The 20,001-nt window shown below is 56.3% G+C and carries 17 protein-coding genes and 2 pseudogenes; 2 read left to right on the forward strand and 17 right to left on the reverse strand.

Features of this window, described 5'->3' with window-relative positions; genetic code table 11:
* Positions 1 to 215: 215 nt before the first annotated feature.
* Complete coding sequence (locus ACWORE_RS03630; protein ID WP_455302672.1) at positions 216 to 2,009, forward strand: hypothetical protein; 1,794 nt, start codon at positions 216 to 218, stop codon at positions 2,007 to 2,009.
* Positions 2,010 to 2,133: 124 nt separating this feature from the next.
* Positions 2,134 to 3,420, forward strand: coding sequence for an amidohydrolase (locus ACWORE_RS03635; RefSeq protein WP_455302673.1), 1,287 nt, complete (start codon positions 2,134 to 2,136; stop codon positions 3,418 to 3,420).
* 150 nt (positions 3,421 to 3,570) lie between these two features.
* On the opposite strand, the gene pyk is transcribed toward ACWORE_RS03635, so the two are convergent.
* From pyk to bsaP, 17 genes and pseudogenes are all read right to left on the reverse strand, one after another.
* Positions 3,571 to 4,998, reverse strand: coding sequence for a pyruvate kinase (pyk, locus tag ACWORE_RS03640; RefSeq protein ID WP_204088364.1), 1,428 nt, complete (start codon positions 4,996 to 4,998; stop codon positions 3,571 to 3,573).
* Between the two features lie 158 nt (positions 4,999 to 5,156).
* Positions 5,157 to 6,092 carry a prolipoprotein diacylglyceryl transferase gene (lgt, locus tag ACWORE_RS03645; RefSeq protein ID WP_455302674.1) on the reverse strand — a complete coding sequence of 312 codons (936 nt, stop codon included), beginning with the start codon at positions 6,090 to 6,092 and terminating at the stop codon, positions 5,157 to 5,159.
* Positions 6,085 to 6,888 (reverse strand): tryptophan synthase subunit alpha, encoded by an 804-nt coding sequence (gene trpA / locus ACWORE_RS03650; protein WP_455302675.1) that lies wholly within the window; start codon positions 6,886 to 6,888, stop codon positions 6,085 to 6,087. The genes lgt and trpA overlap by 8 nt, the downstream gene beginning before the upstream one ends.
* A complete protein-coding gene (trpB, locus tag ACWORE_RS03655; RefSeq protein WP_455302676.1) occupies positions 6,888 to 8,186 on the reverse strand; it encodes a tryptophan synthase subunit beta in 1,299 nt (432 codons plus the stop codon). Before trpB ends, trpA begins: the two co-directional genes overlap by 1 nt.
* A 48-nt stretch (positions 8,187 to 8,234) precedes the next feature.
* Positions 8,235 to 9,050 carry an indole-3-glycerol phosphate synthase TrpC gene (gene trpC, locus ACWORE_RS03660; RefSeq protein ID WP_296138104.1) on the reverse strand — a complete coding sequence of 272 codons (816 nt, stop codon included), beginning with the start codon at positions 9,048 to 9,050 and terminating at the stop codon, positions 8,235 to 8,237.
* Positions 9,051 to 9,162: 112 nt separating this feature from the next.
* Positions 9,163 to 9,969: a TIGR02234 family membrane protein gene (locus tag ACWORE_RS03665; protein WP_455302677.1), complete on the reverse strand. Its 807-nt coding sequence runs from the start codon at positions 9,967 to 9,969 to the stop codon at positions 9,163 to 9,165.
* Positions 9,970 to 10,174: 205 nt separating this feature from the next.
* Positions 10,175 to 11,731: an anthranilate synthase component I gene (locus ACWORE_RS03670; protein WP_406606053.1), complete on the reverse strand. Its 1,557-nt coding sequence runs from the start codon at positions 11,729 to 11,731 to the stop codon at positions 10,175 to 10,177.
* A 171-nt stretch (positions 11,732 to 11,902) separates the two neighbouring features.
* Positions 11,903 to 13,009 (reverse strand): annotated as a pseudogene (gene hisF / locus ACWORE_RS03675) (imidazole glycerol phosphate synthase subunit HisF); the annotation flags it as partial.
* A gap of 133 nt (positions 13,010 to 13,142) precedes the next feature.
* Positions 13,143 to 13,877: pseudogene (locus ACWORE_RS03680) on the reverse strand (inositol monophosphatase family protein); the annotation flags it as partial.
* Between the two features lie 12 nt (positions 13,878 to 13,889).
* Complete coding sequence (locus ACWORE_RS03685) at positions 13,890 to 14,015, reverse strand: hypothetical protein (protein WP_455302679.1); 126 nt, start codon at positions 14,013 to 14,015, stop codon at positions 13,890 to 13,892.
* 73 nt (positions 14,016 to 14,088) lie between these two features.
* On the reverse strand, positions 14,089 to 14,826 hold the full coding sequence (gene priA / locus ACWORE_RS03690; RefSeq protein WP_296138111.1) for a bifunctional 1-(5-phosphoribosyl)-5-((5-phosphoribosylamino)methylideneamino)imidazole-4-carboxamide isomerase/phosphoribosylanthranilate isomerase PriA: 738 nt from the start codon (positions 14,824 to 14,826) through the stop codon (positions 14,089 to 14,091).
* A gap of 42 nt (positions 14,827 to 14,868) precedes the next feature.
* Positions 14,869 to 15,681, reverse strand: a complete 813-nt coding sequence (locus tag ACWORE_RS03695; protein ID WP_296138114.1) for an imidazole glycerol phosphate synthase subunit HisH — start codon at positions 15,679 to 15,681, stop codon at positions 14,869 to 14,871.
* Between the two features lie 2 nt (positions 15,682 to 15,683).
* Complete coding sequence (gene hisB / locus ACWORE_RS03700; RefSeq protein WP_236881652.1) at positions 15,684 to 16,340, reverse strand: imidazoleglycerol-phosphate dehydratase HisB; 657 nt, start codon at positions 16,338 to 16,340, stop codon at positions 15,684 to 15,686.
* Between the two features lie 5 nt (positions 16,341 to 16,345).
* Entirely contained in the window at positions 16,346 to 17,506 is a 1,161-nt protein-coding gene (locus ACWORE_RS03705; RefSeq protein WP_455303108.1) for a histidinol-phosphate transaminase, read from the reverse strand.
* Between the two features lie 192 nt (positions 17,507 to 17,698).
* Positions 17,699 to 19,030 (reverse strand): histidinol dehydrogenase, encoded by a 1,332-nt coding sequence (hisD, locus tag ACWORE_RS03710; RefSeq protein ID WP_448235758.1) that lies wholly within the window; start codon positions 19,028 to 19,030, stop codon positions 17,699 to 17,701.
* 61 nt (positions 19,031 to 19,091) lie between these two features.
* Positions 19,092 to 19,628: a hypothetical protein gene (locus ACWORE_RS03715; protein ID WP_455302682.1), complete on the reverse strand. Its 537-nt coding sequence runs from the start codon at positions 19,626 to 19,628 to the stop codon at positions 19,092 to 19,094.
* 47 nt (positions 19,629 to 19,675) lie between these two features.
* Positions 19,676 to 19,996, reverse strand: coding sequence for a biotin synthase auxiliary protein BsaP (bsaP, locus tag ACWORE_RS03720; protein ID WP_296138123.1), 321 nt, complete (start codon positions 19,994 to 19,996; stop codon positions 19,676 to 19,678).
* Positions 19,997 to 20,001: the final 5 nt, after the last annotated feature.

A 20,001-nucleotide genomic window follows, 5' to 3' on the forward strand; every position in this document is an offset into this window, starting at 1 on the left:
CAACGGGGGTATCTCGGTGATCGACTACCCCTGTTTTCTGCTTTCTCGATACAGCTCAGTGCACCACAACATTTCGCATTGTTACAGTAAATACGGTAAAGCCGTTAAAAGGTTCCATTGCATACAGTTTTTGCCTACAGTTTCCTCGTTCACGCACTGTTCTGTCGTCGCACGATGGGGACACCACCGGTGTTTCAACCCGCAGGAGAAAATACATGTCATCCTCACGTCCTTTTGCCCGACCAGTCACCCGCCGGACATTCTTAACGACAGTGGGCGCGGCCGTCACAGCACTCGGAGCTGCCGGAGTAGCCGGAAGCCTCAGCGGCTGTTCAAGCAGCTCAGGCGGTGGAGGCAATGACACCGTCTCAACGAAAAAGGTCTCGGACAAAACGGACGTCATCGGTGATGATCCCACGGGCACCAAGACGAGTTCCACATTCCTGGACTCAGCAAAAGCCGCTGTGGTCACTGGACCTAGCGCCGACTCCGCCACACGCGCACGGGCCTGCAACCTAGCCGCCAGTGCTGGAGTTCCCGTATTCCTCATCGACGCGACTAACGAGGACGACTCCCGTAAAGACATTGAGTCCGAACTTGATCGATTGGGAGTCGACGACATTGTCACTCTCAAAGGCGATTCGCTAGGCTCGCTGGCTTCGTCGGCGAAGACTCACGAAACGACGCCTGATTCGTGGCCAGATGGATTAGACAAAGGTCAATACTCTTTCCGTGACCTTGTGATCATTCCGGATGCCCCCATTGAAGGCGACGGCTCCGGGACTGCGCCGGCAGCGGCGGCCAGTGCGGCGGCGAGCACATCGAGCACCACAAGCTCGTCGAAGCCGTCGTCCAGCGCTAAAAAGAGCGCGAGCAGCAGCGCACCGAGTACTCCCAACCTTCCGACCACATCGGATGGTGCACCGTACACTCCCCGCCCGGTTCTCACGGCGCCGTGGAACCCGGACAGCAAAGCGGACAAAGAGCCTGACTCTGACGGACACGTGTTCGTCGCTCCCGACACGAGCCCCGCAAGTTTCACTAACGCATCCGTCGCGGGCCAGAACGTCGTTCGCCTTCCCGCAGCCGACCCCCGCGCCACCCATGAGTCGATCGAGATCGTCAAAAAAGACGACCATGTCATTGCCCTGGGCGAATTGTTCGGCGACAAGGACACACTTTCTCGTCGTATCGACAAAGCCAAGAACGTTGACAAAGAACAGCCTGGCGGAGGGGGACTCGTCACGCCTGGCCGGCACATCGTCGCACTTTACGGCTCCACCGACGGGCCCGATCTCGGGTGCCTCGGGGAACAAGGAAAAGATGCGTCCGTCGCTCGGGCGAAGAAAATGGCCAAGAGCTATGAAGCCTTCACAGATCAGCCTGTGATCCCGGCGTTTGAAATCATCGTGACTGTTGCGTCGTCGGAACCAGAAAAGGACAATTCCTACAGTCGCTTCATCGATTCCGACACCGTCGAGCCGTGGATTGATGCTATTAACAAGGCCGGCGGGTATGCGGTCATTGACCTTCAGCCTGGGCGCATGACTCTCCTGGAACAGGCAAAGAAGTACGAGAAGCTGCTCAAGAAGCCCTATGTCGGACTGGCGCTCGACCCCGAGTGGCGTCTCTACGGCAACGAACTGCCCATGGAGCAGATCGGTCACGTCGATGCCCAGGAAATCAACGACGTTGTTAAGTGGCTGGACAAGCTCACTGAGGGCAACAAACTGCCACAAAAGCCCCTGGTCGTTCACCAGTTCAAGGTTCATATGATTCGCAACCGCGACAAGATGATCCCAGGCACCGATAACATTGCGATGGTTATCCACATCGATGGCCACGGATCGCAATCCATCAAACTGGATACCTGGCACGTGATCCAGCAGGATTTGAACCCCAAGATCAGCCTCGGGTGGAAGAACTTCTACGACGAGGACAAGCCCATGCTCGATCCGAAGGACACGATGGTAATTAAACCTCGCCCGGACTTCATAAGCTATCAGTAACTCACCCGGTGCCCCAGGGGCAGATTGCTGCCTAACTCTATCGAGCATGGTGCGCCTACACTGGTAAAGCACATCGCGTCCGATCAGTGAACGGATACGGTTCACCAGAAGATGGAGGAAAAGAATGACAAACACTGCAGATATAGAATCCATCGCTCATGTTCGTGCCCCCGGTGCAGCCATTGCAGAGTTGCTTGATGCCAACCCGACCGACCTCAGTTGGCAGCAAGAGTTCTATACCTGGATGCATTCTCATCCCGAGTTGTCTGAACGCGAAGAAAAAACTGCGATTGCCATATGCGAGCGGTTATCTCACTACAACTGCACCGTGTCACGTCCCATAGGTGGGCATGGGCTGGTGGCAACGATCTCTAACGGCGAGGGGCCGACGATTCTCTCACGCGCGGATTTCGACGCCCTATCCGTCACCGAAGATACCGGCGCGCCCTACGCTTCCACTGTTCGCACGACTGGGCGTGATGGCAACGAGACTGGTGTCATGCATGCCTGTGGGCACGATATGCACACCACCGCTTTGCTCGGGGCGGTTGCCATTCTCGACGCTACACGTCAGCGCTGGTCAGGAACCTTCCACGCCCTGTTCCAACCTGCCGAAGAAGTCACCGCTGGGGCGGGCGCCATGGTCCGCGATGGCCTGGCCGATGAGATTTCGCGCCCTGACCTCTGCCTGGGCCAGCACATTGTTCCTGGAAAAGCCGGAACGATTATGAGTATGCCCGGGGCCGCCCTCGCAGCGTGTGACTCCATCACGGTCACCATTCATGGAACGAGCGCTCATGCGTCGAGTCCTCATCAATCCGTGGATCCCATTTATGTTGCGGCGCACGTCATTCTTCGTTTACAAGGGATCGTCGGCCGAGAAGTCGACCCCGGCGAATTCGCCGTCGTCTCGGTCGGCCAAATCCACGCCGGTAACACGAATAATTCCATCCCTGACACCGCTACCCTGACGTTGAACTGCCGGTTCTACAACACCGACGTCCGCGATCATGTTTATCGCGCTATCGAGCGAGTGATCCGCGCCGAGTGTGAGGCGTCGGGGTGCCCCGCCGAGCCGGACATAGAGTACTGGGCTCACGGCGAACTGACCGTCAATGACCCCGCCGTGTTTTCCCATGTCCGCGAGACATTTGATGCTGTCTTTGGGGATTCCTCCATTGATGCTGAGCGATGGACAGCGTCGGAGGACTTTTCTGAGATACCGCGGCACTTTGATGTACCCTATTTGTTCTGGACTGCCGGCATCACCCCGGATGAACAATGGGAGAAGCGCGACGAGACGCCTGTTCCCGCCAACCATATGGCGACCTTCCTCCCCGATCTCTCGACTATTTCATCGACGACGAAGGCTGCGGCGGCAGCACCGCTCAGCTTCCTTTTCAAGGAATAACGCGTAACTGGGGAAAGGTTCGAAGCGCGAGGCATAGAAAAACCGGGCCGCACACATCATGGTGCGACCCGGTTTCGCGTTCTGATTGGCATCCGCCACAGCCCAGCCATCGCGATACCTCGCAATGGTTACGGTGTGGGAACCGACAATCTAGCGCTCGTGGCCTTCGAGGTCTTCACCCAACATGTGAACGTGAATCATGTTGGTGTTGCCTTCAACTCCGGGAGGAGAACCGGCAGCGATGACGACCGTGTCGCCGCGCTCATAGCCGTCGATAGCCAGCAGAGCTTTATCAACCTCAGCGACCATCTCGTCAGTGGTCTTGACCTCAGGCGTCAAGAAGGTCTCCGCGCCCCACGTGACAGCCAACTGCGACCGCACGGCGGGGTTCGGGGTGAACACCAACAGCGGCAGGAAGCTGTGGAGGCGAGCCACACGACGTGCTGTATCGCCTGAACTGGTGAACGCAACAACTGCACGAGCGTTCAAACGCTCCGCAATATCGCGTGCCGCGTAAGACACAACGCCACGCTTGGTGCGCGGAACGTGGCTGAGCGGCGGCACCGTGCCGTCCTGCTCGGCAGCCTTCACGATGCGGGCCATGGTCTTGACGGTCTCTACCGGGTACTTACCGACGGAAATCTCGCCGGACAGCATGACCGCGTCCGTGCCGTCCAAGACAGCGTTAGCAACATCGGACGCTTCAGCACGCGTAGGACGTGAATTCGTGATCATGGAATCCAGCATCTGCGTTGCCACGATGACTGGCTTAGCGTTTTCACGAGCAATCTGGATGGCGCGCTTCTGAACCATCGGCACGTCTTCGAGCGGAACCTCGACACCCATGTCACCACGGGCAATCATGATGGCGTCGAAGGCCATAATGATGGGCTCCAGGGCATCAATGGCTTCAGGCTTCTCCAACTTCGCGATGACCGGAAGTCGACGGCCCTCCTCGTCCATGATCTTGTGGACGAGCTCAACATCTGCCGGCGAACGGACAAACGACAGAGCGATAACGTCGACACCCAAGCGAAGTGCGAAGCGAAGGTCCTCAATATCTTTTTCAGATAATGCCGGGACGGAGATATCCATGCCAGGCAGGGACACGCCCTTGTGGTCTGACACGGGGCCACCCTCAGTGACCTCACAAATCACGTCGTTGCCTTCAACGGCCTTGCAGACCAGGCCAACCTTGCCATCATCGACGAGGAGGCGGTCACCGGGCTTAGCATCCTTGGCGAGATTCTTGTACGTCGTGGATACACGGTCGTGCGTACCCTCAATCTCGTCAACGGTAATGCGCACCGTTTCGCCGGTTTCCCACATTTCCTCGTGGTTCTTGAACCAGCCCAACCGGATTTTCGGCCCCTGGAGGTCAGCCAAAATCCCGACGGCGCGGCCGGTTTCGTCGGAAGCCTGCCGAACCCACTTGTAGTTCTGTTCGTGGTCTGCGTGAACGCCGTGTGAGCAGTTCAGTCGTGCTACGTCCATTCCTGCGTCAACCAGAGCACGGATCTTTTCCGCACTGGCTACCGCCGGACCCAATGTACAAACAATTTTCGTTCTTCTATCCACGAGCACCAGGTTAGCCCGCTCCACCCGGATTAGCTACTACAAAACGGTCGAAATAAGCTTTACGGCGCCACGGCGAAAAACGAAAAAAGTCGGTGACCAGGGAAAATTATTTTCCGATACGGTCACCAAAATCACTTTTTTCCTAGATTTATGCCCGATTATGTCCGAAGTTCTTCAGGGGTCTCGCGACGGCGTGACCGCGTCCACACCAGAAAAATCACTGCGCACACGAAGCAGACGGCCGACGTGATGGTATTAATGCGGAGCCCAAACACATGCGTGGCGGTGTCCGCACGCAGAAGCTCGATCCAAAATCGACCTGCTGTGTACCCGGCAACATACAAGGCAAAAACTCGGCCGCCACCCAATCTGAACTTGCGGTCAATCCATACGATCAGAGCGGCGATGGCAAAGTTCCACAGCATCTCGTAGAGAAAGGTCGGCTGAACGACGGCGATAACGTGGCCGTTCGAATGCCCCAGTACTGGGTCCAGAACACCGTGGTCGTCGACGCGCTCAAAAATCTTTAGCCCCCAGGGCAGATCGGTGGGTCGACCATATAATTCCTGATTAAACCAGTTGCCTAGGCGTCCAATGCCCTGCGCGACCAGAATCGGTGGCGCCACCGAATCTGCAAATGGCGCCAGGGCTAGATGCTTCCATCGGAGAACCGCCCAGGCAGCCAATCCGCCGCCAATGACGGCTCCCCATATTCCCAGGCCGCCGTTGGTGATCTTCCACCAATCTCCGGGTGTTCCGTTGGGGCCCCAGTACGTGCGCCAATCCGTCGCTAAGTGGTAGAGGCGCCCACCGATAATGCCTGCTGGGACAGCGGCGAGTGCCACGTCGAGAACCACCTCGCGGTTACCGCCGCGTGCGGCATAGCGTCGCTGCGACCACAGCACTGCGCCGAGAATTCCCACGAGGATCGACAGGGCATATCCGCGGATCGGAAAACCGCCGACCATCCACACACCTTGGGAGGGTGACGGAATCGCAGCTGATAGCGTCACATCGGGCGAATGCCCACCTAGTCCCCCGTCGTGAGGAACTAGTCCGTTCTGCTGGACAATAGTGGCCTGGACGTTAGTCACCCCTAACCCCTTCGCTGAGTTCTTTCACCAACGCCTCGAACGAGTGGAGCCCATCCTTCGCCGCGCGGATAAGTGCCGAACCGACGATGACGCCGTCGGCATACTGCGCGATCTCTGCGGCTTGCTGCCCATTGCTGACGCCCAACCCGACGGCAACGGGGAGGTCGGTGTACTCCCGCACGCGATTCACAAGGTCACGAGCGCCGCTGCTTACTGATTGCTGAGCACCTGTGACCCCCATGTGCGAGGCTGCGTACACAAAGCCATCACCGGCTCCCACTGTGAGTGCCATCCGCTCAGGGCTCGTCGACGGAGCGACGAGGTAGATGGGTGCCAATCCGTGCTTGTGGCATGCCTGTGCCCAGGGCGCCGATTCTTCGGGGAGGAGGTCGGGGATGATTGTCCCCAGTCCTCCCGACTCGGCCAGCTCTTCGGCGTATCTTTCCGGGCCATACTGCAAGATCGGATTCCAGTAACTCATGACAACGCTTCGACCACCGGCGTCGGTAATCTTGCGGACAGAGCTGAGTGAATCTTTGACGCGAAAACCTGCTTTCAATGCAGCCATGCCGGCTTCCTGGATGACAGGACCGTCCATCATGGGGTCAGAGAACGGGATCCCGACCTCAATGACGTCGGCGTAGGACGCCAGGCACGCCATCAACTTGTCAGAGTCGTGCTTCGTCGGGTACCCCGAGGGAAGATAACCAATAAACGCAGCTCGTTGCTCACGGCGGGCCTGTGCGAAAACGTCGCGAAGCGCCTCTGCGGGGGAATCAGAAGAAAATGCCGCCATTAGTCCAGCTCCTCCTTGGGTTTAAGGTCAAACCACTTCGCGGCGGTATCCACATCTTTATCGCCGCGGCCCGACACGTTAACAATCAGAAGCGGGCCGTCATCTGAGTCATGATCCCAGCGATCGGCATAGACTCGCGCTGCTGCAAGAGCATGCGAAGACTCAATAGCCGGGATAATTCCCTCGGTCTTACACAAGAGCATGAACGCATCCATGGCTTGTGCATCCGTGATAGGAAGGTACGCAGCGCGCCCGACATGGTGAAGATACGAGTGCTCCGGCCCTACACCCGGATAATCTAGCCCGGCCGAAATGGAATGGGACTCGGCGATTTGGCCATCCTCATCTTCCATGAGTGCGGCGTACGAGCCCTGGAAGACACCTTCATTACCCGCAGTAATCGTCGCAGCGTGGCGGCCAGTCTCAAAACCGTCACCGCCGGCTTCGGCACCGATGAGATGAACAGAGGAATCGTCGATAAAGCGATGGAAAAGACCGATCGCATTCGACCCACCACCAACACACGCGACGACGGCGTCGGGAAGACGATTTTCCGCCTGCAGGATTTGCTCACGCGCTTCGTACCCGATGATTCTCTGGAGGTCCCGAACCATTTGGGGGAAGGGATGTGGGCCGGCTGCAGTGCCAAAGCAGTAGTACGTGTCATCGGCATGCGATACCCAAAAACGCATGGCCTCGTTGATGGCATCCTTAAGAGTCTGGGACCCGATGGTGACAGCTGTGACCTCAGCCCCCAGTAGACGCATGCGCGCAGTATTCAGGGCCTGACGCCGCGCATCCACGGCCCCCATGTAGATGTGACACTCTAAACCGAGCAATGCACATGCGGTAGCAGTTGCGACACCATGCTGGCCGGCACCCGTCTCAGCGATAACACGCTTTTTACCCATGCGTTGAGCCAACAGCACCTGGCCGAGGACGTTATTAATCTTGTGGGACCCGGTGTGGTTTAAGTCCTCCCGCTTTAAATACACCCGAGCATGGATAGCGGCGGAAAAGCACGAAGCATAATACAGTGGCGACGGCCGACCCGAATAATGGAAATGCAGGTCATTCAACTGCTCAATGTACTCAGGGTCAGTTCTCGCCTTGTTCCACGCGTCGGTAACTTCGGTAATGACCCCCATCAGGGCTTCCGGAATATACCGGCCACCGTATTCACCCCAATGGCCACGATCATCGGGCTCAGTCGATGTCGTCTCCGCGAATACATCGGCGATAGTAGGCAGGTCACTATACGGATTGCGATGAACTGATTCTGAGTTACTCACGCACACCAGTGTGCCTTATCACTCGCATAGACACGGCATCCAGGTGACGGCAGATTACTCAGCGAGATTCTTCGGACATGCCGGGTGAATGCCCGCAGCGACCAAACTCTTACACGCTAAACCGGGATTACCTGCAGTAACCAGCCCCTCGCCGACCAAGACCGCATCCGCCCCGGCACCAGCATAGGCCAGCAAATCATTGCGATCTTTCACCCCCGATTCAGCGATCTTAATGACATCCGACGGCAAACCCGGCGCGATAGTGCCAAACACGGAGGTATCGACATCGAGTGTTTTGAGGTTGCGGGCGTTGACTCCCATGACTTTTGCGCCTGCGGCAATGGCTCGCTCCGCTTCTTCTTCGGTGTGGACTTCAACGATGGCAGTCATCCCGAGGGATTCGGTGCGGTCGAGAAGCGATTCAAGCTGGGGCTGCTGTAGTGCTGCCACGATGAGGAGAATGAGGTCCGCTCCATGAACGCGGGCTTCATGAATTTGGTAGGGAGTGACAACGAAATCTTTTCGAAGGACCGGAATATCGACGGCTGCTCGTACGGCATCCAGATCAGCCAAGCTGCCTTTGAAGCGTCGTTCTTCGGTGAGGCAGGAAATGACTCTGGCACCATTGGCTTCATATTGCCGAGCGAGCTCGGCCGGTTCGGGGATCCGCGCCAGGCTTCCTTTGGATGGGCTTGCCCTTTTGACTTCGGCGATCACTCCCACACCGGGAGCAGACAATGCGGACATGGCATCGCGAGGGGTGGGCGTGTCATGCGATTGTGCTTTGATGTCCGCAAAACTGACGCGAGCTTCACGGGTTGCAAGATCGTCTAAGACGCCATCGACGATAGTGTCTAAAACCGAACTCATCTTCTACTCCTCAGCCCGTGTTACAGCGGTGTACTTAATCCTAAAGGCAGCACTGACTGGCGCATAAATCGGCACGATGATGCCTGTCTGACATTCCCCGCATATGTGGACTTTAGTTGTGCAGCCCACGACGCCGGGCTGCATCAACCGCATCGTCTTGTGTTGGGTCAACCCCAGCATCCATCGCATCCCACAGCACGCGCCCTGATTCTCTATCGTTCTCGAGGTCGGTCGCCAGTGAATCGCGCCGGGCTGAGGTGGTGTCGTATTTACTTCCTTTAACGGTGTCTATTCCTGGCCATAGGAACAGGATGATTGCACCGGCGATGGTGATAACGGACGCTATGAGGGCCAAGATGACCGCTACTTTGTGGACATCGACTCCCGTGACGACGGCCCATTCGGTCAAGGTCTGCGGATCGTTTTTCTTTTGGGTTGCTTGCCCGTTGACAAGAAGATTTCGCGCGCGTGTCGTACTTGGTGAGGTGAGGAGCACATTGAGGGGGATCCATAAGGAGGCAGCACCGATGACTGCCGACACTGCTGCGAGTATCCGTCGGCCTGTTCTCTTGAGAACCAGGGTGGCAAGGCATGCTGCAATGAGGGCAATAGCGATCGCATCAGTGCTGGGGGCCCACGTGGATCCGACCAAGGTGCGTGTTACTTCACCCTGTTTATCGTCGCTGGCATGAACGGTCATCCAGGTCATACGGGATGTTCCACCGATAGCGACTGCCCCAATCGCAACCAGGGCTAGGCCTAACCAGCGTCGCTTGGTGTGGGGAGAACTCGACGTTTCCGTGTCTGTCGGCATCGTGTTGACGGCCTCGTGTCCGTCCGCATTGGTCGGGTTTGAGGCGATTTCTTCCGACGCGTTTGCTGCTGTTGCGTCGTCCCGACGCGAGTCATGTGAACCCATTCATTCTCCCTAACGTCACCGCACTAATTCCCTATCGTCACTCATTTCCCGACGTCACCACGCTCGCCCGGTGCGCCGCCGAGTGTCCACCACGTGTCCAATAGGCTACTCAGCGCATATAGCGTCGTCACTCTTGGCCACTCGCACTCGAAGACGACGCAGCCACACCGGAAACCGGGCGGGCGACAACACGGCGGGCGACAACTCACAGAGAGCCATCAACGTCGACAATTGTTTCGGCAGCTGCCGTTGCCCGCAAAACGGCTGCAGCCTTGTTCCGCGTTTCTTCATCTTCGGCAACAGGATCCGAATCGGCGACGATCCCGCCACCGGCCTGGACATACATCGTTCCGTCTTTGAGAACCCCTGTCCTGATGGCAATTGCTTGATCGGTGTTCCCCGAAAAATCGAAATATCCGACGGTTCCGCCGTAGATGCCGCGGCGCGTGTCCTCGAGCTGGTCAATGATGGTTAATGCGCTCGTTTTGGGTGCCCCGGATAAAGTTCCCGCGGGGAATGCCGCCATGAAGGCGTCGACCGCTGTCATGTCCGGAGCCAACTGTCCCGTGACCATAGAGACCAGGTGCATGATGTGGCTATACCGCTCGATATGACGGAAATCATCGACCTCGACCGTTCCAGGGACGCAGACTTTACCCAGGTCATTGCGTCCCAGGTCAACCAGCATGAGGTGTTCGGAATTCTCTTTAGAGTCGGCAGCTAACTCGCGCTCAAGCTGGAGATCAGCTTTCCTTGTGGAGCCGCGAGGCCGAGAACCAGCGATGGGGTGCGTCGTCACCACATTGTTATCGACAGCAATCAGTGATTCAGGCGACGACCCAACAATAGTGAACTCCACCGACGAAAAGTCATCCGACGGAATATTCATCAAGTACATGTAGGGGCTGGGGTTCGAATACTTCAGCATCCGATACACATCACGAGCCCGCACATCCGTGTCAATCTCGAAGCGCTGTGACAGGACGATTTGGAAGGCGTCCCCGGCGCGAATGTGTTCTTTACACAACTCGATCCGGCGCATGTGCTCGTCGGCAGTGCGTTGGCGGCGGACTACCGGTTCAGGCGTCGTAAAACTGTTTACCATAGGTTCACGCGCTGCCTTCAGGCGCTCGGTTAATGAATCCAATCGGCGGACGGCGTCGTCATAGGCCTCGTCGACATTGTCGTCGGAACCATTGAAATTGAATGCATTAGCGATCAGCCACATCGTCCCTTCGTGGTGGTCCAAGGCGACCATGTCCGCGACAAGGAACTGCATCATTTCCGGAATCTTGAGGTCATTGTCGCAGGTATCGGGGATATCTTCGATGAAGCGAATCGCGTCGTGGCCACAATATCCCACCATTCCCGACGTCATCGGTGGCATTCCCTCGATGGGGTCGGTGTGCAATTCCTTCAGCACGGACTTCAAAGCGTCGAAGGGATTGCCTCCTGTCTGGACACCTTCAGGAGTGGTGCCCAGCCATGCTGCTTCCCCATCGCGGACGGTTAATGCCGATCTTGCTCCTGTGCCGATAAACGACCACCGTGACCAGGAACGTCCCGGTTCAGCCGACTCGAAGAGGAACGTGCCTGGCTTGTCCTGGGCCAAGGCATTGTATGCGCTGAGCGGTGTTTCTCCATCGGCTAAAATTTTGCGCGCTACGGGCACGACCCTGTGGTGAGCGGCTAATTCGCGAAACTGTTCCCGCGTCGTCGTTGTGCGGCCGGCTCCGAGATCCGGAACCCCCACGGGTGCCAACGAACGAGCAGAATCGTTCAGTTCGGCGCCGTCCTCAGGCCTTTCAGTCGTACTACCGGACTCATCGGCATGGTTTTTGTTTGACGTGGTCTCGCCATCTGAAAACTCTGCGCCCGGTGTAGAAGAATCCGCGCCGGATGTAGATGATGAATCGGTCAAAACAAGGTAACTATCGAAACACGTATGGGTTCCGGTGTGGCACGCCGCGCCCGTCTGGTCAACCTTCAACAGAATGGTGTCACCATCACAATCCAGCCGAACCTCGCGAACGTTCTGGACGTGACCACTGGTCATTCCTTTGACCCAATATTCGGACCGCGACCGTGACCAATATGTTCCCCGCCGAGTTGCCAGAGTATAAGCCAATGCGTGGTCGTCCATCCACGCCTGCATTAATACCTCTCCAGAATGTACATCCTGGACGACAGCGGGAACCAATCCCCTATCGTTGCGCTTCAAACGGGCAGCAATTGACGGGTCGAGTAGGTAGTCGGCGGGACCGGTATGCCGGACCTCATGCCCCGCCGCTGCCAACGCACTCTTAACCTCAGAAACACTCACATCACCGAAGTGGAAAATCGAGGCAGCTAACACCGCATTTGCCCCTGAATCAATGGCCGGGGGAAAATGGCTCGCTTCGCCGGCACCACCTGACGCTATGACGGGGATATGAACCACTTGGCGAACGGCGGAAATAAGCTCGCTATCGAATCCTTGCTTAACACCGTCGCTATCCATGGAATTGAGAAGAATTTCTCCGACACCTAATTCTTCACCACGACGAGCCCACTCGATCGCATCAATCCCTGCGCTCCGTGTGCCGCCGTGGGTCGTGACTTCAAAACCACTCGGTTGAGGCGTTCCGCCGTCAGGAACACGCCGGGCATCCACCGACAAGACGACACATTGTGATCCAAAGCGCTGGGAAAGTTCCCGCAACAGTTCCGGCCTCTTAATGGCCGCGGTATTGATGCTGACTTTATCTGCACCGGCACGTAATAGCTGGTCGACGTCGTCAGCGCTACGGACCCCACCGCCAACAGTGAGCGGGATAAACACTTCATCCGCAGTGCGTCGAACCACGTCCAGCATCGTTCCCCGTGCTTCCGTCGAGGCTGACACGTCGAGGAAGGTCAGTTCGTCGGCGCCCTCTTTGTCATAGCGGGACGCCAATTCAACGGGATCGCCGGCGTCGCGAAGGTTCTCGAAATTGACCCCCTTGACGACGCGACCATGAGACACATCAAGACACGGAATAACTCGGACTGCTACGGACATGAAAACGCCTTTCGGCAATAAGGTAACTATTATTCACGAACGAGATTAATGAAAGGCCACGTAAAGCAAACACGCGCTAGTAACACTAGACACGTCCAAAATGACTAACCGCTTCACGCGACGACATAAGCATCTAGCTTAGTGGTTCGAAAGGCCGCGGAACCGCATGGATCCTCGCCAGCAGCGTCGAGTGAATGCTCGGGGATCCCGCGACCAGACCAATAGTTCCAGGTGTCCAAGGCTCACCATCAAGGTTCGTGACGACGCCACCAGCGGCTTGAACTAAGCAGATACCTGCTGCGTTATCCCACAGGTTAGGGCTGAACGTCAGGGTCCCCGCAAAAACACCGCCGGCTGTAAAAGCTAAGTCGGCACCCACAGAGCCCGTCACACGCATACGCGGATATGATTCACCGATACTGAAAAGTAAATTCTGGCGATATTGCCGCGGAACGTGACCACGTCGGCCCGACAAAATAGAGCCGAAACCAATTTGGATCACTTCTGGGTCATCTTTCGGCAATGGCGGAAATGGCTCACCATTAACATGTAATGGCCCACCGCGAACAGCGCTATAAAACTGTCCCAACAGGGGTAACGACGTCAACCCAATAACTGGTTCTCCCTTATGAATAAGTGAGACCAAAATGCCACACATCGGGTTGGCGACGGTGTAATTGGACGTTCCGTCCACCGGATCGATACACCACATTGTTTCGGGCTGCTTACCGCCGCCCATGCTGTTGACCGAAACATCCCCGGAAGCCGTCGATCCACCCTTCAAACCGAATTCCTCGCCCAAAACGGGAAACCCAGTTTCTTTCACAAGTTGTTCGCAAAACTGCTGTTCTAGTGACAGATCAACGTCGGTTGCGAAATCCTAGAGATCTTCGTTCTTAATAACAGAGGGCTGGGCACCAATGTTCACACAAAAAAGATCTTCAGAAGATTTGACTAAGCGCTCGGCAATAGACAAATATGCCACCAAGTCAGAATGTTCAATCACGGTTCCGTCACCTAGCCTTTCACTACCGATAACCCGGGGAGCCTATTTCGCAGGCCCCTCAGGAACGGCTCCATCAGGAATCTTGTGCGACTGCTAATGCTTCTTCAAGGATAAAGTTCCCTGCATACAGGGCTTTGCCAATGATGGCTGAATCAATGCCCTCGTCCACGCAGGCCGCAAGCTGGCGAATGTCGTCGAGAGTTGATACTCCGCCCGAAGCAACAACAGGGGCATCTGTGGCCATCGCGACGTCGCGAAGAAGGTCAATATTGGGGCCTTCTAATGTGCCATCGCGCCCGACATCGGTAACGACGAGGCGGGATATCCCCTCCGAATCTAAGCGCTCAAGGACTTCCCACAGATTGCCGCCGTCGGAAACCCATCCTCGACCACGCAACCGCCACTCGCCGTCGATGAGCTTGGTATCCAAACCGATGGCGACGCGGTCGCCGTACTCCCCGATGATCCGACGACACCACTCAGGATCTTCCAGCGCAGCAGTGCCGATATTCACCCGTCGGCAACCAGTATCTAATGCCCTGCGCAGCGAGTCATCATCCCTGATTCCCCCGGATAATTCGATGTTAACGTCTACCCGCTCGATGACATCTTTCAGCAGTTCGTAGTTCGTACCGCGGCCGAATGCGGCGTCCAAATCTACAAGGTGGATCCACTCGGCACCAGCGTTCTGCCACGCCATCGCGGCATCAAGGGGGCGACCATACGTGGTTTCGCTCCCAGCTTCGCCCTGAACGAGACGAACAGCTTGGCCGTCGGACACATCTACTGCGGGTAATAACGTTAAAGCCATAGATGAATCATAACGGAGATCACACCTACAGCTGATAAAACTTTACAAAGTCTCCACCCAGTTGCGGAGAATCACAGCACCGACCGAACCCGATTTCTCCGGGTGGAACTGAGTCGCCCACAAGGGGCCATTTTCTACCGCGGCAATAAAACGACAGTTCTCAAGGGTGGACCAGGTCACTTTCGCTGGGGCAACGTGATCATCCGATGTCATATCCCAGTGTTGAGCCGCATAGGAGTGTACAAAGTACACCCGATCATCGGGGGTCACTCCCTCGAACATTCGAGATCCCTCGGGAATGTCAAGTGTGTTCCATCCCATATGAGGCAGCACTTTCGCTGTCAAGCGCTCCACCGTTCCTGGCCACTCACCACAACCAGGAATACTCAGCACCCCATCATCAGATATCTCTGTCGACGACACCGTCGGGTCGAGTGGTCGTCCCGTCTCTGGATCACGAATTACGTCGTCGCCTCGGCAAGAGGTCGTGGCGTCCCCGCTATCTGGGGAATCCGATACGGGGAGGGCCTCTGCTTCGTCGTGAATACCGTCGGCAAACTCGACTCCGCTATCGAAAAGGACCTGCATACCCACGCAGATGCCTAACACAGGCCGGCCACCGGCGAGGCGCTGCCCGATAAGCCGCGGACCATAGACCGAGTGCAGGCCCTTCATGCACGCTGCGAATGCCCCGACTCCAGGAACTAACAATCCGTCGGCGGCAAGAACACGTTCTGGATCAGCGGTAACCGTAACCTCGGCCCCTGCACGTTCTATAGCGCGTTCGGCGGATCGAAGGTTTCCCGAGCCGTAATCAAGGATTGCCACTGAAGGACGTGACGTGCTCTGCGCCATATTTACAGCGCCCCTTTCGTGGATGGAACACCATGGACTCTCGGGTCACGTTCGACGGCCTCGCGGAGGGCGCGGGCGACTGCCTTGTATTCAGCCTCAGTGATGTGGTGCGGATCGCGTCCATACAGAACGCGGACGTGTAAAGCGATACGCGCGTGGAAAGCGAGAGATTCGAAGAAATGCTGGTTAATCACGGTTGCATAGTGATTACCAATCACCGTATTCATCATTTCTTGAGGCTCACCGCGCGTGACACAATACGGACGCCCCGACACATCCACGACAGCCTGGGCCAGCGTTTCATCCATCGGGATAAAACTTGACCCGAAGCGGCGGATACCGGCTTTATCTCCCAAAGCTTCGTGTAATGCCTCGCCCATAACAATGGCCGTATCTTCCACGGTGTGGTGAGCATCAACGTCGATATCGCCCTCTGCTTTAACTGTTAAGTCAAAGCTGCCGTGGGTTCCCACCGCATTCAGCATGTGGTCGAAGAATGGCAATCCCGTCGAAATGTCAGTAATGCCAGAGCCGTCGAGGTTAATGTCAACGGTGATTCGCGATTCTTTAGTCTCGCGCTCACAATGGCCCCGTCGGGAGGGGAATTCTCCGCTATTTCTTTCTTGCTGGTTCAGACTCTCGTCATTGTTATTGCTCATATGGTTCACCGTAACCCGTTGTGTTCACTCGCATATTGGCCAGCCGCAGAAAGGAACTCATCATTCTCTGTCGGAAGTCCAATGGTCACCCGCAAATATCCGTCGACCCCTACATCCCTAATGAGGACTCCACGATCAAGGAACTCCTGCCACGCTGCTTGTGTGAGCTCATGACGGGATGCATCTCCATTAGCGGACGCTTCACCAGAAGAATTCGTCGACTCATCAGGAATGACTTTAAAGAAAAGGAAATTAGATTTACTCGGGACAACAGAGAAGCCCATTTCCTGCAATGATTCCTGAACCCGCTCACGTTCGCGAATTATTTTTTCCACCGAGGCTAGCGTATCGGAGGAATACCAGAGCGCGATAGTCGCAGCAGCCTGCGATAATGCCGATAAGTGGTAAGGAAGCCGGACCAACATAACAGCTTCGACAAAAGCTGGAGCAGCGACAAAATACCCCAACCGACCACCAGCGAAGTCGAATGCTTTACTCATCGTTCGGGATACGACGAGCCGATCAGGATAGTCCTTCAACAATTCACATGCGCTCGGGCCATCATCGAATTCACCATAAGCCTCATCAACAATGACGATGCCATCAACGTCCGGATCAGAAACAGCATCCATTAGGACCCGAATATTATCCAAACTTGTTGTGCCGCCAGTCGGATTATTCGGCGTCGTAATAAAGACAACGGACGGGCGGTAGTTCTTAATAGCCGCAGTCGCTTCGTCAATATCAATAGAGAAGCCACGAGCTTCTTGTCGTGGACATTCGACAAACTCCGTGTGCGTCCCCGCAGCAAGAATTGGGTGCATGGAATAACTGGGAGTAAACCCTAGTGCTCGCCGACCAGGTCCTCCAAAGGCCTGCAAGAGCTCTTGAAGAACCTCATTGGACCCATTAGCAGCCCATATATTGTCTTCAGTCACTGCTACACCGGTTTGTCCCGACACATACCGCGCAAGCTCCTGGCGCAGGATAATGGAATCACGCTCGGGATAACGGTTAAGCCCCGACGCCACCTTTTCCACTTCTTTAACGAGATCGGCAACTATTCGTGGCGAAGGAGGATACGGATTCTCGTTCGTGTTTAACCTGACGTCGAGCTCTAATTGCGGCGCCCCGTACGCGGTTTCCCCGCGGAATTCTTCACGCAGAGGTAGGGCATCAAGCGTGACATTTCCTCCTAATGTGTGGGTCTTATCGGTGGTACCGTCTTCACCGCTGCCACGTGATAATTTTTGATCATCATTCGTCGGTGCCACTATGTACTCTCCCCTTTTCTATCGACGTATGGTTGTGAAAAGTATTTCGCTACTCCGGTCGATACGGCTTTTTATTCGTTAGGGTTACTTATTCCCGGCTGTAAGGTCCTCGAACCGTGCACGTACTGCTTCTCCATGCGCCGGAAGCTGCTCTGCATTTGAAAGAGCGACGATAGTATCGGCCGTGCCTTTAAGCGCAGCTTCATCGTATTCAATAACGTGAACCGACTTAACAAACGTATGCGTCGATAAACCGGAGCTGTACCGCGCCGATCCCGACGTGGGAAGAACATGGTTTGATCCAGCGGCGTAATCCCCCAGCGGAACTGGTGAGAAAGGCCCGACGAAAATGGCCCCCGCATTACGGATCTGAGCTGCATCCTCACGGGCGTTGTGAGTCTGAATTTCGAGATGCTCGGGTGCATAAGCATCAGCCACCCGAATCGCAGCAGGTATATCGTCGACAAGAATGATGCCAGATTGCTTACCTTGTAATGCCTGAGCAACACGATCGGTATTCCGGGTAATTGAATACCGCTTCTCTACTTCTTCATCGACCTGCTGGGCGAATGGCGCGGAATCCGTAATCAGAACGCTGGCCGCCATCGGATCATGCTCCGCTTGGCTAATGAGGTCATAGGCGACATGAACCGGATCAGCAGTGGAATCGGCGATAATTGCTATTTCCGTCGGCCCCGCTTCCGCATCAATTCCCACGACGCTACGACACAAGCGCTTCGCTGCGGTGACGAAAATGTTGCCCGGCCCGGTCACCATGTCAACCGGCACCAATGGATCATCTGCCTGCTCGTCACCATAAGCCATGAGAGCTATTGCCTGTGCGCCGCCGACAGACCACACTTCATCCACACCAAGAAGTCCACACGCAGCAAGAATCGTCGGGTGCGGCCATCCACCACATTCTTTTTGCGGAGGAGAAGCAACGACGAGTGAACCGACCCCTGCTTCCTGCGCCGGCACAACATTCATGATGACACTCGACGGATAAACGGCCTGCCCACCGGGGACGTACAACCCGACTCGCCCGACCGGGATGAATTTTTCCGTCACCACGCCGCCCTCGGTGACAGAAATAACGTTATCGCTGGGCTTAATCGCAGCGTGGACCCGCCGAACGCGCTCGATGGCGTGCTCTAATGCCTCCCGCACGATGGCATCCAGGGAGTTCACAGCGTCGGTGATCACGTCGCGAGGAACTCGGATACTCTCCGGTACGACACCATCGAACCGCTGCCCGTACTCTTGCGCAGCCGCCACGCCATCTTTCTTGACGGACTCAACGATGGGCTGAACTGTCGGGATCACGGAATCGATGTCGGTCCCGCCGCGAGGCAAAGTGGCACGAAGTTCAACAACGGTGGGGTTGGTTCCACGCATGTCGGTTAGGGAGAGCATTGAAATCCTTCGGTTCTGCCGAGGCCTAGGAGACGGCCATTACTGCTTCTTTCGTGTAATGCTAATCTACCGCGCTACTGTGACGCTCAAGAGAAGGTACTTCATCAGGAAAGTCCCCCTTTCCGACGACAGCTGCGCACCAATATGTCAATGACGCCAATAGCGGTGGAACAGCAAGAGCCGCCCCTGGAGTGATGTGAGGCGCCCACGTAATCGTTTGGCCGGAATGGACATCGTCGACATCCGGAATTGGGTGCAAGCTGGACGCGACAGCGTTTCCCAACTCGATAAAAATAATTCCTCCGAGCACCGCCACGATGGCTAGAAGCCATATCATGAGCGGGCCACGCGAACGTGGTGCCCATCCCCACGCGGCCAGGGCGCTCCCCAACGACAGCACAAAAAGGCCGGCAACGAGGGCTACAAGACCGGTGAACTCTCGTCCATCTTGAGTCGGATCGGTCGACAGATAACCGCTATCTACGGTGGCGGTGGTCGTCGGAATGAAAATTCCCCATACGCAGCCGCCCACGGCGAAGACAGCAAGGATAGCTATCAAAACTATCAGGGCTCGGCGATACCGATCAGAACGTAACACCGGAACCATTATAGGGGTGGCCACGATAATGGGGATGTGTGGTCAATTCAGCGATGGGGATCGAGAAGAACAGAATCTAGCTCCCCGTGCCTCGAGCAGACCGCAGTCCATCCATCTGGACGAACCTGAACCACCATTCTCCTACCGCACAACTGGCAAAACCGCGGAGCTTCGAGTCCCGCCCTCATGGAGGGCGAATAGTGGGGAGTCTCGCCGGTACTGAGTTCAGTGCCGGTGAAGGGATCGTACAGAGGGGTGTCGCCAGCGATGATGGCATCCGCCAACTCGGTAGAGGCAATTTTACGGGGCCGACGCCGAACGGGCTTCTTCTTCGGTACTCCCTCGCGGGCAGTGGTTACTTCCGACATTGCGC

The sequence above is a fragment of the Corynebacterium sp. c7Ub_26 genome, assembly GCF_053760365.1.

Coding starts and splice junctions, on each gene's coding strand:
- priA (WP_296138111.1), bottom strand. CDS start 14,826: ATGGCTTTAACGTTATTACCCGCAGTAGATGTGTCCGACGGCCAAGCT.
- trpA (WP_455302675.1), bottom strand. CDS start 6,888: ATGGCGGCATTTTCTTCTGATTCCCCCGCAGAGGCGCTTCGCGACGTT.
- trpC (WP_296138104.1), bottom strand. CDS start 9,050: ATGAGTTCGGTTTTAGACACTATCGTCGATGGCGTCTTAGACGATCTT.
- hisD (WP_448235758.1), bottom strand. CDS start 19,030: ATGCTCTCCCTAACCGACATGCGTGGAACCAACCCCACCGTTGTTGAA.
- bsaP (WP_296138123.1), bottom strand. CDS start 19,996: ATGTCGGAAGTAACCACTGCCCGCGAGGGAGTACCGAAGAAGAAGCCC.
- ACWORE_RS03695 (WP_296138114.1), bottom strand. CDS start 15,681: ATGGCGCAGAGCACGTCACGTCCTTCAGTGGCAATCCTTGATTACGGC.
- ACWORE_RS03630 (WP_455302672.1), top strand. CDS start 216: ATGTCATCCTCACGTCCTTTTGCCCGACCAGTCACCCGCCGGACATTC.
- ACWORE_RS03665 (WP_455302677.1), bottom strand. CDS start 9,969: ATGGGTTCACATGACTCGCGTCGGGACGACGCAACAGCAGCAAACGCG.
- ACWORE_RS03635 (WP_455302673.1), top strand. CDS start 2,134: ATGACAAACACTGCAGATATAGAATCCATCGCTCATGTTCGTGCCCCC.
- hisB (WP_236881652.1), bottom strand. CDS start 16,340: ATGAGCAATAACAATGACGAGAGTCTGAACCAGCAAGAAAGAAATAGC.